The organism is Shewanella profunda (assembly GCF_023283765.1).
Taxonomy (GTDB): Bacteria; Pseudomonadota; Gammaproteobacteria; order Enterobacterales; family Shewanellaceae; genus Shewanella; species Shewanella profunda.
In genome coordinates this window covers 1-13,823 of record NZ_JAKILG010000008.1, presented here as the reverse complement: position 1 = coordinate 13,823, position 13,823 = coordinate 1, and the positions used below count along the sequence as shown (strand labels likewise).

Here is a 13,823-nt window from a genome sequence, read left to right as displayed (position 1 = left end):
TAATGCTGTTCTTATATCAGTTTTGCGTTAAGCTTTAGTTCAGGTTAAATTTTGTACTGTGAATACAAAAATGATTAGGCCTAGGAGGCAAGCATGAAAATTCAATTCCTTTTACTCGCAGGTGTATTAAGTTGCAGTGCAGTGTGGGCCGCAGATGAAACATCAACCAATCCTGTCACGGAAGATGGCGTGGTGAAAATAGTTTGGCAAAATCCGAAGGATTTTCGCGATATCAAATCATCGGGTGAGATCCAATCCCGTTATGAGATGCGCTTATTTGAGACCTTAACCTCAAACATTAATAAAGAAGCCGCTAAAATTTTAAAACCAAATCAAAAGCTTGAAATGGTGGTCACCGATGTGGATTTAGCTGGTGATATGCGCCCAACGTTTGGTGCTACTGCAAATGACTTACGGGTAGTGAAGGACCTTTACCCACCGCGTATCACCTTTAGCTATCAGGTTTTAGAGAATGGTAAAGTAATAGTCGCGGGGGATGAAAAATTATCTGACTTGGGTTTTTTAACGGGCATTCAAGCGTTAAACGATAAACCTTTTATGTATGAGACCCAGATGCTAAACGACTGGTTAAAAAAAACCATCGCTCCTAAGCTTTAATATAAATATACCCAGTAGCCTAAGCGATTAACGCGTGTGAATTGGGTACATGATTTTCTAACAGGCAATATCCATTACTCGCGGATTTTGCCTGTTTTTTTGCCCTTGCACTCAGAGTGGACAAGCTATGTTCATTGCAGTTATAGGTGTGTTCTGGTGCGAGTAATCCAACGCATAGACTGACCAATTTGTGATAGCAGGCTTGCCCCTGTCTATCATCTGCCAGCATTTGCTGTGCTTGCCAATGTTCAGCACTATAGAACAGTTGTTTATGGCTTTCAAAGTCTGCCAATATGCGCTGACAGCGACTCACGATTTGCTCACATGTACTAATCATCACAAAGTCATCGCCTCCCACATGGCCAATAAAGCAGTTATCGCTCTTATATTTCATTAATAAATTGGCTACTTCACAGATCACTTCATCTCCGCGACAAAAACCATAAATATCGTTGTAGGGTTTGAAATGACACAGATCGAAATAAGCGAGGTAAAAAGGCTTTTGTTGAACTCTTAGACGCTTAAGCTCTTCTTGTATAGGCACATTTCCCGGTAAGTCCGTAAGCGGGTTGGCATGACGCGCCATCTTAATTCTGTGCTCGGTTATACGTTGTAGTAAATCTTTGGTGTGGCCAATGCCGAGCAATTTGCCACGGCGTAGAATAATAAATTGCTGTGCCACTGTATTTGCGCTTTCTGAAGTCAATAGCTGGCTAACCGTAGAAAGGGGTTCATTGGCTTCTATCTGCAGTACTTGAGGTTCCATCACCTCGCTTACGGCATGATTTTCATGTAGTGCTCGGCCATAGGGGGTACTAAAAAGCTCGAGTAATGTTGCGCGGCTAATAATACCTTGAGGCACCTGATCTTCAGCCACAACAACCGCTTGCAGTGCAGGTTGGGAGATAAAAGTATCACTTAGATGCTTGAGCTTTAGGCTTGGTAGAACAGTAATTGCATTGCAACAGAGACTTTCTGCCGACTCACTATATCGAGGTTGCACTTGGGCATTATTGGGGACTAAGGTGGCTTTCATTGCTCGACAGGGGAACGCCTCGGGGCGGCCGAGTAAATAACCTTGGCAATACACAATGCCAAGTTGTTTAAGTACTGCTAATTCCTCTTGAGTTTCAATCCCTTCGGCTATCACTTTACAGGTTAAACTCTGACAGAGTTCGACAATGGATCGCACAAATTCTTGTTTTACAGGGGTAGAATCGATCTGATGGATAAAGTGACGATCAATCTTCACATAATCCGGTGACAGTTCTGACCAGAGTCTTAAGCCAGAATATCCCGCACCTAAATCGTCAATTGCCGTCATAAATCCTTGACTACGATAGTGATTTAAGCAGGATTTAAGCAGGTCTATATCATCCGCAGGATACTGCTCAGAGAGTTCAATCACTACCTGTGAAGGTGAAATCCCAAGCTGTTGCAATAGTTGCAGTGTCAAGCCTTTGGGGTAGCTGGGATCCAACAGTGCCTTGGGCGAGATATTGATAAATAGCCGCCCCTGAAACTGACGGAATTTGAATTGCTCGAGTGAAATCCGTCGGCAAAGGGTTTCGAGTTCGCTGAGTCTACCCTGATGTTCGGCTGTCTGAAACAGAGGAACGGGGGAATATAATGGGCTGTGTTCTGGACCACGACTCAAGGCCTCAAAGCCATGGATTTTATGTTCTAATATATTGAAAATAGGCTGAAATAGTGGGCTGATTGCCCCCTTAGAAATTATCTTATCAAGCTCTTTAGCGAGATCTAAATTTGTCATTATTTCAGCCCCTTCGTCTATGTTTGCGGAGTCTATGACTTAGAAATGACAAAATGATGACAATTTTTGTTGCTCGAAAAGGTGTTATCACGGGATAGAACTGGGGTAAAAAAATGGCTGGTTGTGGGGTAAGCGCTAAACTTGACGGAAACTTTTTAGCGCTTAGATAGATCAGTTAGCTCTGTTTTTTAAAGACCTGAAGTGTTTTCAATAGGATACCTAGTTGACGTACATAGGTTTCAAGTGCGACAGGATCGAGCGTCGGTTGGCTCTCTAATGTGGTTAAATCATCAACGAGCTCTTGCACGTAGGGCAAAAAACGATTACTCGAAATGATAAAACCTTGATCTAGCGTAAAGATGCTGGTGAATTTTCCATGGCCAGCTTTTTTCAATTCATCTAACTTAGCGTCGGCATCTATGGCTTGGCGATAGGCGGTTTGAAGATTTTCTTTCAGTTGCTCTATAACCTTAGTGTGTGGCATAACAGCGTCTCATTGTAAAATTTGCAAGAATTATAAGGGGCAAAGGATATGGCAACAAGCCACTGGCGACTAATCGCTGCAATCAGTTGTGTGACATTGTTTTTTCATGCCGCAATTTTTGCGGCCCCAAGCGATAAACCGCCGTTTTATCAAGTGCAGTGGCAGGGTAAGAGCGCCTATTTGCTGGGGTCAATCCATATTGGTAATAGCGATTTTTATCCCTTACCTGAGCAGATTGAAACGGCACTTAGCAAAGCCAAGGGGTTAGTAGTTGAAGTCGATATAAATAAAGTCGATAGCCGCGCGCTATTGCAAAAGTATGGGATGGCAGATGGCACTAAGGGCTTAGATTGGCAGAACCGCGATAAGCAAACTGTTGAGAGTATGACGCTTTACTGTGCGAGTAGGGTGAATGTATGCCAGTCAATTCAATCATTTGCACCTTGGTTACAGGCGACTCAACTCAATCTCTTACGTTACAATGGCTTAGGTTATAGCACTGATTATGGTGTCGATGCACAGTTGATGGCCCGTAATAAAACATTGCCAGTGTTTGAGCTGGAAACCGCAGAATCTCAATTTCAGTTGTTAGCCACGTTCGACAGCCAAGAGCAGTGGTCTATGGTGCGAGACGCGATTAGTGTGTCGGATGATGAGCTTTTATCGCTGATAACGGCATGGCGTTCGGGTGACGAGACCGAACTTGATACTATTATGCAAGAACAGATGGGCGGCGAGGGTGATACTCGGATTATAGATAAGATCCTCTGGCAGCGAAACCACACAATGGCCGAGGGTATTCTTAAGCTTATGGATGCCAGTGATGTCCCTGCACCGTTATTTGTGGTGATTGGGGCTGGTCATGTTGTGGGTGATAAGAGTGTTGTGCAGTTACTTAAACAGGCGGGTGCTAAGGTGACCGCCTGTTGGAGTGGTACTTGTCTTTAACATCACTTTGGATCTAGTCGAGGTGCTATGTTCCTCGACTAATACCTAAGAAATGGACATATCGACCAAGTGATATATACGGTTCGCGCTGTGAGTATTCGAGTTCCATTTGCAGAAGTTTTTGGTAATCAAAATCTGCGGCTTGGCTCTTTTTCAAGTAATCGTGGATAACCCTCACCCCAGATTGGCTTAATAAAGTCATTTCCCAATCCATAAACCATTGTTTAACATCTTGAATATAAAGCGGGTGGGTGGGTGTCAGCCTCACTTTTTTCTTTACTTTAAGATCTGCGGCCACGTAGTCAAAATTTCCCGATACTAAGGCATGGAAACGCATTGCTTCTTTGTTATAAAACATAAGTGAAAACAAACCATTGGGTTTGAGCATCGTCAGCAATCCTTCCATAGTACGCTGAGCATCGCTAAGCCATTCGACTACGGCATGGCACAGTATGAGATCGAAAACACCATTCTGTTCAACTGACAATGCTTGGATAGGGGCATGGATAAGCTCAATATTTAAAGGCTCGGTACTGGCATCAATGTGTGCTTGGGCTTGGATAAGCATCTCTTGTGAGATATCGCAAAGCACGACTTCATGGCCAAGGCGTGCCAGCTTTTGGCTAAAGAAACCAAAGCCACCGCCAGCATCTAAAATTCGGAGTTTTTTATCGCCAAATGGGGCTAACGCGGAGCTGAGATCTCGCCATAACACGGCAGCACGAATTTCCCCCTTGGGGGTGCCGTAAATATTTTTCGCGAACTTGTGCGCGAGCTTATCAAAATTCTTATCTTGCACGTGTGAATTAACTTAAAGAGTGTGGGGCGATAGTGTGGCACAGGCGAAATATTTTCGCACTCTGTAGGTATTATCTTTCAAGCTAGCTTACTTATGTCGGCACAAAATTAATTAACTCAATGATTTTATTGATAGTAAATATTCCTACTAAACTTAGGGATACACAGAACTCTATCCACTAGGTTATAATCACGCCGTTTTCAACAAACCTGACTCTTTCGCTGTCCATTCAAAGAGTCTGCATCACCCTTTTTAAGACGCAGCACTGCCCGTTTTACACTCGTTATCAGATTGATTTATCAGATGTCACCCGTCTGAGCGAGGTAATTTATGGCTATCTGTGCTAAGGGATAGTTAATTAAAAGGTACACAGACTTGAATAATGCATATTGTGTTGAGTTGAACGCGATGCCGTCGCTGCTTTCTCTTTATCGCAAGATATTTTTTGGCCGTAAGCCAGGTTGGGATCAACAGCCACTGCCTCACATTAGAGTAACGGCTCCCGATGCCACAGTATCTGAAGCAAAAGTGAGCCAATACGCCCAAGTTTGTGGTTTCCAGTTTGATGGCGAAGTGCTACCTCCAACCTACTTATATGTAATGGCGTTCCGTTTACACGCGGTTATTTTTACCCATGACGGTATTACTTTTCCGTTACTTGGCATGATCCACCTCAAAAACCGTATCCAAATATATCGCCCAACCACAGTCAACGAGATTTTTTCTTTTGAGTGTGCGTTAACCACGAGTCGTGAAACCGATTCTGGCCTTGAATTTGAATTTGTCTCTAAAGTATTTGTCGGCGACGAATTAGTTTGGAAATCACTCTCAACTTATTTATATCGTATTGAAACCGCAGGTCGCCGCGTTCGCCCACCTAAGTCTATTGAAATGGCATGGAATTTCCCACAAGCTTGGGAGTTGGGTGAAGATCTGGGCCGTCGGTATGCTAAGGCTTCCGGTGACTATAACTTGATCCATTTGCATCCATTGCTGTCAAAGCGATTTGGTTTTGATCGCGTACTCGCCCATGGCATGTGGTCTAAGGCTCGCTGTTTGGCCGAGTTAATGCCTGAGATTGGTACTCGCCCATTCACTGTGGATGTGACCTTTAAGTTGCCACTCTTAATGCCTGCACAGGTGGGATTTGGTTATGAGAAAAACGATGATAATTGGGTATTTGAGCTTCGAGATAGCAAAGGCCGCCGGCCACATTTAAGTGGCGATATATATTTTTAGTATTAAACAATAACGGCGCTGATGGCGCCGTTTACTTATAAGAAATCAGCAATAAACCTTTTTGGCGACTGTATCTCTTAGGGTTAATCACCTAATATCCGCCATATTCAACCCGTTTTGTTTATTGCAATCACTCATCTTTACCTAGAGTACCTTCAAGGGAGAAACCGACGCATGCTGACCGATATGGATATTTCAAGCCGTGCTAGTTTAAAACATGTGGCACAACTTGGCGCAGAATTAGGCTTATTACCTGAAGAAATGATCCTATTTGGTAGTACCAAAGCTAAGGTGGATTTAGGTGTTCAGCAGCGTTTAGCGGGTCAAAGTACGGGTAAGCTTATTATTGTCACCGCCGTCACGCCAACACCCCACGGTGAAGGTAAAACAGTGACAAGTATTGGTTTAACTCAATCCTTAAAGGCCATAGGTAAAAAAGCCTGTGCCTGCATTCGTCAACCGAGTATGGGGCCCGTATTTGGGGTGAAAGGTGGCGCAGCGGGCGGCGGTTACGCGCAAGTTGTACCTATGCAGGAACTTAACTTGCATTTAACTGGCGATATTCATGCTGTCAGCAGTGCCCATAACTTAGGTGCCGCGGCGATTGCGGCGAGACTTTTCCATGAATCACGTTTAGGTCAAGTGGAATTTGAGGCGCAATCTGGACAAGCCTTTTTGGATATCGATCCTGCGCAGATCCGCTGGCATAGAGTGCTTGACCATAATGATCGTTGCCTGCGACAGGTTCAGGTTGGACTGGGGGAAAACAACGGTCCTGTATATGAGTCTGGTTTTGATATTACTGCTGCATCCGAATTGATGGCAATTTTGTCCTTAAGTCATAACTTGGCGGATATGCGTGCGCGTATTGGTCGCTTAGTCTTGGCCCTTAATCGCCAAGGGCAGGTGATAAGCGCAGAGGATTTAGGGGTCGCAGGCGCTATGACGGCGATTATGGTGGATGCGATTAAACCCACATTGATGCAGACCCTAAATGGCGCTCCATGTCTTATTCACGCGGGGCCCTTTGCCAATATTGCCCATGGAAACTCTTCCATTATTGCCGATGATATCGCTTTAAAACTTGTGGATTATGTGATCACCGAAGGGGGCTTTGGTTCCGATATGGGGTTCGAAAAGTTCTGCAATATCAAGGTGCGTCAGTCCGGACAAGTCCCCAGCGCCGCGGTGTTAGTGACGACATTAAAAGCGCTTAAGGCAAATAGCGGTATTGAGTCAGACACAGATATCAACACTCCGGATGAGATTCGTCTAGAGGCTGGATTTGCGAATTTAAATTGGCATATCAACAATGTGGCACGCTATGGTATTCCAGTGGTTGTGGCAATCAATCGCTTTACCACAGATACCGAAGCCGAGTTGCAATGGCTAATCAACGCCGTTAACCAAACTGCGGCATTTGGTTGTGAGGTAAGTGATGCTTTTAGCCAAGGTGAAGCGGGGGCTATTGAACTTGCACATACCGTGGTTCGCGCCGCTGAAACTGAGAGTCAGTTTAGTTTGTTATACCCAGATGATGCTTCCTTAGAGGCGAAGTTATCCACTTTAGCCGAGGTTGGTTATGGTGCGGCGGGCATGAGTCTCTCGGATGAAGCTAAGCAACAAGTGAGGGAGTTTACCTCGCTCGGTTATGCTCATTTACCCGTGTGTATGGCAAAAACACCCCTATCGATTAGTCACGATCCTATGCAAAAGGGCGTCCCGAAAGATTTTATTGTGCCAATCCGCGCTTTAGTGCTGAATGCGGGTGCGGGTTTTGTTACAGCATTAGTGGGCAATGTGATGACTATGCCTGGGCTTGGCATAAAACCTGGTTATCTCAAGATTGATATTGATGGGGCTGGAGAGATAGTTGGCTTAGGTTAGTCGCAGGCTTTGTAATGGATGTCGCTCAAAATGAATAGTTCTATTGTGATCGGCATTTTTACCCCAGATAAATGAGGATCTGGTAAACTTGGGCATCGTTACTTAGGGATCCTGTTTTTATGTTGTGTTCACACTGTAGTCGACATATCAAAGTGAGAGACATCACCCAGCAACGGGGAAAAGGTTTTCATGCGCAAGTACAATGTCCCCATTGTGCGGCATGGCTTGGACACAGTCCTACGCTGGTAAAATTAAAGCTGCTGGGATTTTATATCAGTGTTTTTGTTGGGCTTTATAGCTATTTTGATGAGTCCGTGCGGTACTTTTTGATCCCCGTGATGATATTTTCTCTGATGCTATTGTTTGTGAGTCACTTTATGGATCAAGTGATAACGATTGAAGCTCCTGAAAAGGTTGATGATAGCGATCAGCGGCAAAAATACCGTTAAACCTTAAGATAAGGTAAAACTAGACTCTGAGCCCTAATCGGAGCTCAGAGTGAAAGTGCGTGAAGCGTTATTGTATGACTTGCTCTTGGCTCTTTAACGAATGCTCTACGTAATAAATTCCGCCCAAAATTAATACGCCGAAAATCACTATACCTAAGATAATCCCTAAGTTTTCACGGAAAAATGCTAGCATTTTTAGTTGCCTTTTGGTGGATGAAAAAGAGACTGATGTCGAGGATACGCTAGGTATTTTTCGTCGACATAAAACTAAATACACTATAGTTACACTCACTTAAGCTAATCTTAAATAGTGCTTTTTGCGAGAGTTTGTTCTGCTTAGCGGGTGTTTCTAGCAATTTTTAAGCTAAACATATCAAAGACAAATATCTTGTAACTTATTGGTGGTAGGTTGTCTTATTGCAACTTGCTATGTGCCTGACATAAACTTGTGTCACTTTTTAACTATGGGGACGACTGAGTGAGACTTCCAAGTCACATTAGACGCGTGATTTCAGTATGGCTTGCGGCCCTACTGATATTCCTGTCTTTTGCTGCCTCAGCCCATAGCGTGACTCACCTTGATGATGGCGCTAAGACTCACTGTACCCTCTGCTTTCATCAGCACCAATTTAATAAAATCTTATTGACTCAACCGTTGGTGCTTAATTTAGCCGTGCAGCGGTTTGATATTGTTGAGTTTGTTTTACCTATTTTCCTCTCAAAGCACATAAGTGTTTATCGTAGCCGCGCACCACCTGTTTCACTCTAAATCAACTTACATATTTTAACTTATTGTGTATTTCTTGATGGCTGTTAAGCGCCATCGAGAGTTCGTTGTATTTTGGAGATATTATGACTGTTTTTAACCCCCGAATTTCCTTGGTGGCTTTGGCGTGCGCCTTTGCTTCACCTTCCTTACTTGCAGCCGATTCTAGCCTGACGAATCCTAACATTAGTGCCGTATTAAACGGTTATTACCAAACGGGCGAGCGGCCTTTGTCTGAGGCCTCTGAGGGTTTTGGTTTAGGTGAAACCGAGTTAGCTATGAGTGCCGACATCGATGATATGTTCTATGGCAAGGTTACCGCAGTAGTCGAGACGCATGATGGTGATAGCGAACTGAATCTCGAAGAGGCTTTTATCCAAACTATGGCCATGCCAGCGGGATTTTCTATCCGTGGCGGTCGTTTTTTATCGGATATTGGATACCTTAACAATCAACATTTACATACTGATTCTTTTACCGATCGTCCGATCGCGTACCGAGCATTTTTAGGCGGTCATTACTTTGATGATGGTGTGCGCTTAAATTTTGTCGCACCAACGGATCTGTACTGGACTATGGGGATTGAAGCCTTTAAGGGTGAAAGTTTGCGTGCTGCCGATGAGCATGGTGAACGTGAGTTTAAGAAGGTAGGAGTTTACACTTTATATTCCAAAATCGGTGGTGACGTAGGCGATAATAGCTCATGGCAGGCGGGTTTGAGTTACTTACGTAACGAGAATGGTCAAATCACGGCCCATGAAGAAGGTGAAGAGCACGAAGAGGAATCTGCCGATGAGCATGAAGGTCACAGCCATGCTGCATCTTACACGGGCAAAAATACCTATGGTGCAGATTTTGTGTATAAATGGGCTCCCAATGGTAACTACAAATACCAAAATTTAACCTTGAGCGGAGAATATTACCGCTTGACCGATTTTACGCCAGTGGACTTGCCCGCTGAAGATGCACCGAGCAAAGATTATCACCAAGGTTGGTATTTGAGCAGTGTGTATCAATTCACACCAAGCTGGTCTGCGGGAGTACGTTATGGTGAAGTCGATACCCAAGAACTCCATGACGAGCATTTCCATGGGCAAAAATTAAAGGAATCTGAAGTTAGCCTTGCTTGGCACTCAAGCCATTTCTCAACGGTACGTCTCCAATATACCCATCAAAATGGAACTAACTTTGATGGCATAGAAGACGATAACATCTTCACTATTCAATACATTATGTCTCTGGGGGCTCACGGTGCGCATCAATTCTAATGTTGTAAAACTCGCCCTAGTGGCCTTATCTGCGTCTTATACGGGTTTAGCCCATGCTGAGCTCAATGTGTTTGCCTGTGAACCTGAATATGCCGCCTTGGCGAAGGAGTTAGCGCCTACGGCTAAAATCTATTCGGCGACAACGGCATTACAGGACCCTCATCAAGTGCAGGCGCGCCCGAGTTTGATTGCTAAAATGCGTCAAGCGGATCTTGTGGTGTGTGCGGGTGCTGACTTGGAGGTAGGTTGGTTGCCTATGCTGCAAATGAAATCGGCAAACGCTAAGGTGCGATCAACTGAACAAGGCCTATTCTTCGCCGCCGATCAAATTGAGACTTTAGATAAATTAGCTAATGTCGACCGCAGCATGGGGGATGTGCATGCACAGGGGAATCCACATCTGCATTTCGACCCGACGCGTTTACTTAACGTTGCGAGTGCCTTAAGTGCCAAGATGAGTCAAATTGACCCAGCAGGTGCTGCCAATTACCAACAATCGTTAGCGGATTTTACCACGCGCTGGCAAGCCGCTATCCCGCGTTGGGAAGAGCAAGCAAAAGGGCTTCAGGGTAAAAAAGTGATCGCCTACCATTCTAGCTTTCGATATCTATTTAACTGGATTGGCATCGAGCAAGTGGCTGACTTAGAACCTAAACCAGGTTTAGCGCCGACGAGTGGACATTTAGCAAGCCTGTTAACGCGCGCTGAGCAAAGGGATATTTTGGCCGTTGTTGTTGCATCTTATCAAGATGAGCGCGGTGCAAAATGGTTAGGCGAAAAAGCCAATTTGCCTGTGCTAATGCTGCCAATGTCAGTGGGTGGTAATGATAGCAGTAAAGATCTCTTTAGCCTTTACGACAGCGTGATTTCCCTCTTAAATGGAGTGAAATAACGCCTATGTTTGATCTGGAACTGATGTCGATTTTGCTGCCAGCGTTTGCGGCAGGGGTTTTAGTGTTGTCGACTCATGTTGTACTCGGAAGACAAGTCCTTAAGCGCGGCATTATCTTCATTGATTTGGCCATAGCGCAAGTTGCGGCTTTGGGAGCAATCGTTGCTCACATGGATCACAGAGTAGAAGACATCCCGTTTTCTCATGTGTGGATGCCAGCTCTGTTTGCCCTTGCGGGCGCGGGGTTTATCGCTTGGTTATCTAAGCGTATGGCAGATGAGCTAGAAGCGATGATTGGTTGTTTTTATGTGCTGTCAGCGGTCGCGGCTATGTTGTTGTTGGCAAATGACCCCCATGGTGCAGAGTTACTAAAACAATTGATGTCAGGGCAGATCCTATGGGTAAGTTGGTCACAGCTACTTTTACCTACTGTGGTTTATGCAGTTGTGCTTTTAACATTTATTCTGCGTCCTCAGATCCTTGATGGCGCAGGATTTTATCTATTATTTGCGCTGGTGATTACCCTGTCGGTTGAACTTGTTGGCGTATATCTGGTATTCAGTACCTTAATTTTGCCGGCGCTAGCATTGAATAAATACCGTGGAAAAGGCCCATTATTTTATGCCTACCTTGTGGGTTTAATTGGCTATTTACTCGGTTTAGTGCTCTCAGCAACATTCGATTTACCCAGCGGTGCGGCGATTGTTGCCACGCTTGCTGTGAGTGCTCTGGTATTTCGTTTGGCGCTAGCTAAATTATCGACGTCTCCAGTAGAAATGGCATCTAAACATCGACTTTAGATATTGAAATTAAAGCCCATCAACACACTGTATTTTCAGTGGGTTGATGGGCTTTTTTTGTTAGCAAACCGGCTTACAGATGTAACAATATATTGAGTCCGTAGACCATGGTGGCTATACTGTCGCCAATTTTATAGTCGGAGTATGTCGTGCTGTTAATCGTCAGATCTATGCTGTTGGCGGTGTCTTTGTTACTTGCCTTTATTTTTGGTGGGTTAGTGTGTTTATTGAGACCTCGTCACCGTGACAATGTACATATGTTCGCCAAGATCTTCTCATCTGTCGGACCGATCCTTGGGATGAAAGTGATCGTTCGTCGACATAAAGATGTGCAGGATGGCCCCTATATTTTCTTAGCAAATCATCAAAATAACTTCGATCTTTTCACTCATACTAAGGCTGTACCTAAGGGCACTGTTAGCTTAGGTAAGAAAAGTTTGGCGTGGATGCCGCTATTTGGTCAAATTTATTGGCTATCGGGCAATATTCTAATCGATCGGAAAAATCGTCATAGTGCCTTTGATACTATGGCGAAGACGGTTGATAAAATTAAGCAAGAAAGTTTATCCGTGTGGATTTTTCCTGAAGGCACCCGTTCTCGGGGGCGTGGGTTATTACCCTTCAAGGCAGGTGCTTTTCATACGGCGATTGCTGCGGGTGTCCCTATTGTGCCTGTGCTGGCTTCATGCCAGAGCCATATCAATTTGAATCGTTGGGATAACGGCGTTGTTATTATCGAAATGATGGCGCCAGTACCAACTGCAGGTATAGACAAGGCTGACGTCAAAGTTTTTTCGGCGCAAATTCATGACAGCATGTCGGCAAAACTTAATGAGATAAACCAAGAAGCGGCAACATTAATGGGTAAAACTCTCACGGGTGATGACGTATAATAGCCTCAATTTGAGCCAGATTTATCTTAACGGAGACAAGTCCATGTCTATTGAAAGTCAGTTAAAAGCGCAATTTGCCGAGAATCGTGACATAGTGCAAGCCCTACTCGACGATGGTTCTGAGCCTGATGCGGAATACGTTATTGAGCATCATTTTTCATCAACCAACTTTGACCGCCTCGAAAAAGCAGCGGTAGATGCCTTTAAACTGGGCTTTGAAGTAAATGATGCCGAAGAGATGGAGTTAGAAGACGGCTCAGTGATTTTCTGCTTCGATGCAGTGGCTCACCATAAGTTAGACGTGGCATTAATCGATAAAGCGACTGAGCAATTGCTGCAGTTAGCCACTAAACAAAAAGTGGACTACGATGGTTGGGGTACTTATTTTGTTGGCGATGATATGGACGAAGAAGATGAAGACGAAGACGAAGAAGATGACGGATTTCCGCATTAATTTTTTGCTTCATTCAGATGAGTGATTTATTGAAAGTCTTTCAATTTTATCAGCTGTAATTCATTGCCATCCTTAAAAACGAAAAGACCCGCATTGGCCTATCTCTTGATCACATCTCGTGCTCAAGAGATAGAGCCAATTCGTAGCCTTCAAGGATGGTTTGCAGTTTGAACCATCCTTCCCATAACCGCTCCCAACCTACTACACCCGTTCCTTTACTATCGTGCCAACCCGCTAATTTCCCTAAACTTAGGTAAGCCCAATGCACACTGGGTGCTTGCTTGGGTGGTTTGCATTGTTCAACTTTCAGCCACAGTAATTTCCACGCTTTGCAACCCAACAATGTCTCACAACTTTGTTGCTTTGCCTGTTCTTCTTGTAACCCAAGATGGCGCAACTGCTGAACTCGCACCGCTATAAACGCTAGGATCGTAATCATACGCTCCAAATTACCTTTGCTTTGTAAGCGCAAATCTTCAACCTGAGTCCCACCGCTTTTCCAGGATTTATGAAAGTCCTCTATCAGCCAGCGCTTTTCATACCAGCACAGGA

At 44.4% G+C, this 13,823-nt stretch carries 16 protein-coding genes; 11 read left to right on the top strand and 5 right to left on the bottom strand.

Annotation, left to right across the window (positions count from 1 at the left end; genetic code table 11):
- The first annotated feature begins 93 nt into the window (after positions 1-93).
- Positions 94-618, top strand: coding sequence for a DUF3016 domain-containing protein (locus L2744_RS06090; RefSeq protein ID WP_248991073.1), 525 nt, complete (start codon positions 94-96; stop codon positions 616-618).
- A 19-nt stretch (positions 619-637) separates the two neighbouring features.
- Here the strand turns inward: L2744_RS06090 and L2744_RS06085 are convergent, their stop codons facing one another.
- Positions 638-2,392: a GGDEF domain-containing protein gene (locus L2744_RS06085; RefSeq protein WP_248991072.1), complete on the bottom strand. Its 1,755-nt coding sequence runs from the start codon at positions 2,390-2,392 to the stop codon at positions 638-640.
- Between the two features lie 175 nt (positions 2,393-2,567).
- On the bottom strand, positions 2,568-2,876 hold the full coding sequence (locus L2744_RS06080) for a prephenate dehydrogenase (RefSeq protein ID WP_248991071.1): 309 nt from the start codon (positions 2,874-2,876) through the stop codon (positions 2,568-2,570).
- Positions 2,877-2,924: 48 nt separating this feature from the next.
- Here L2744_RS06080 and L2744_RS06075 point away from each other — a divergent pair, with 48 nt between their 5' ends.
- The gene (locus tag L2744_RS06075; protein WP_248991070.1) at positions 2,925-3,824 is read left to right on the top strand and encodes a TraB/GumN family protein; all 900 of its coding nucleotides are present in this window, start codon (positions 2,925-2,927) and stop codon (positions 3,822-3,824) included.
- 25 nt (positions 3,825-3,849) lie between these two features.
- On the opposite strand, the gene L2744_RS06070 is transcribed toward L2744_RS06075, so the two are convergent.
- Complete coding sequence (locus tag L2744_RS06070; RefSeq protein ID WP_248991069.1) at positions 3,850-4,623, bottom strand: methyltransferase domain-containing protein; 774 nt, start codon at positions 4,621-4,623, stop codon at positions 3,850-3,852.
- Between the two features lie 408 nt (positions 4,624-5,031).
- Between L2744_RS06070 and L2744_RS06065 the strand changes: the two genes are divergently transcribed.
- The 3 genes from L2744_RS06065 to L2744_RS06055 all read left to right on the top strand — a co-directional run bounded on the left by L2744_RS06065 (position 5,032) and on the right by L2744_RS06055 (position 8,198).
- Positions 5,032-5,862 carry a MaoC/PaaZ C-terminal domain-containing protein gene (locus L2744_RS06065; protein WP_248991160.1) on the top strand — a complete coding sequence of 277 codons (831 nt, stop codon included), beginning with the start codon at positions 5,032-5,034 and terminating at the stop codon, positions 5,860-5,862.
- Positions 5,863-6,036: 174 nt separating this feature from the next.
- Entirely contained in the window at positions 6,037-7,749 is a 1,713-nt protein-coding gene (locus L2744_RS06060; protein WP_248991068.1) for a formate--tetrahydrofolate ligase, read from the top strand.
- 119 nt (positions 7,750-7,868) lie between these two features.
- Entirely contained in the window at positions 7,869-8,198 is a 330-nt protein-coding gene (locus tag L2744_RS06055) for a phage terminase large subunit family protein (RefSeq protein ID WP_248991067.1), read from the top strand.
- Between the two features lie 67 nt (positions 8,199-8,265).
- Here the strand turns inward: L2744_RS06055 and L2744_RS21540 are convergent, their stop codons facing one another.
- Positions 8,266-8,391: a hypothetical protein gene (locus tag L2744_RS21540; protein ID WP_283103901.1), complete on the bottom strand. Its 126-nt coding sequence runs from the start codon at positions 8,389-8,391 to the stop codon at positions 8,266-8,268.
- Between the two features lie 285 nt (positions 8,392-8,676).
- Between L2744_RS21540 and L2744_RS06050 the strand changes: the two genes are divergently transcribed.
- The 6 genes from L2744_RS06050 (at position 8,677) to rraB (ending at position 13,271) form a co-directional block, all read left to right on the top strand.
- Positions 8,677-8,967, top strand: a complete 291-nt coding sequence (locus L2744_RS06050; protein WP_248991066.1) for an ABC-type zinc uptake system zinc chaperone — start codon at positions 8,677-8,679, stop codon at positions 8,965-8,967.
- Between the two features lie 83 nt (positions 8,968-9,050).
- Positions 9,051-10,232 carry a hypothetical protein gene (locus L2744_RS06045; protein WP_248991065.1) on the top strand — a complete coding sequence of 394 codons (1,182 nt, stop codon included), beginning with the start codon at positions 9,051-9,053 and terminating at the stop codon, positions 10,230-10,232.
- The gene (locus L2744_RS06040) at positions 10,216-11,124 is read left to right on the top strand and encodes a metal ABC transporter solute-binding protein, Zn/Mn family (RefSeq protein ID WP_248991064.1); all 909 of its coding nucleotides are present in this window, start codon (positions 10,216-10,218) and stop codon (positions 11,122-11,124) included. Before L2744_RS06045 ends, L2744_RS06040 begins: the two co-directional genes overlap by 17 nt.
- 5 nt (positions 11,125-11,129) lie before the next feature.
- A complete protein-coding gene (locus L2744_RS06035; protein ID WP_248991063.1) occupies positions 11,130-11,924 on the top strand; it encodes a metal ABC transporter permease in 795 nt (264 codons plus the stop codon).
- A gap of 149 nt (positions 11,925-12,073) precedes the next feature.
- Positions 12,074-12,817 carry a 1-acylglycerol-3-phosphate O-acyltransferase gene (locus L2744_RS06030; protein ID WP_248991062.1) on the top strand — a complete coding sequence of 248 codons (744 nt, stop codon included), beginning with the start codon at positions 12,074-12,076 and terminating at the stop codon, positions 12,815-12,817.
- A gap of 43 nt (positions 12,818-12,860) precedes the next feature.
- Complete coding sequence (rraB, locus tag L2744_RS06025) at positions 12,861-13,271, top strand: ribonuclease E inhibitor RraB (RefSeq protein WP_248991061.1); 411 nt, start codon at positions 12,861-12,863, stop codon at positions 13,269-13,271.
- 109 nt (positions 13,272-13,380) lie between these two features.
- Here rraB and L2744_RS06020 read toward each other — a convergent pair.
- Positions 13,381-13,823, bottom strand: a 443-nt coding sequence (locus L2744_RS06020) for an IS4 family transposase (RefSeq protein WP_248991060.1), incomplete at its 5' end; no start/stop codon positions are given.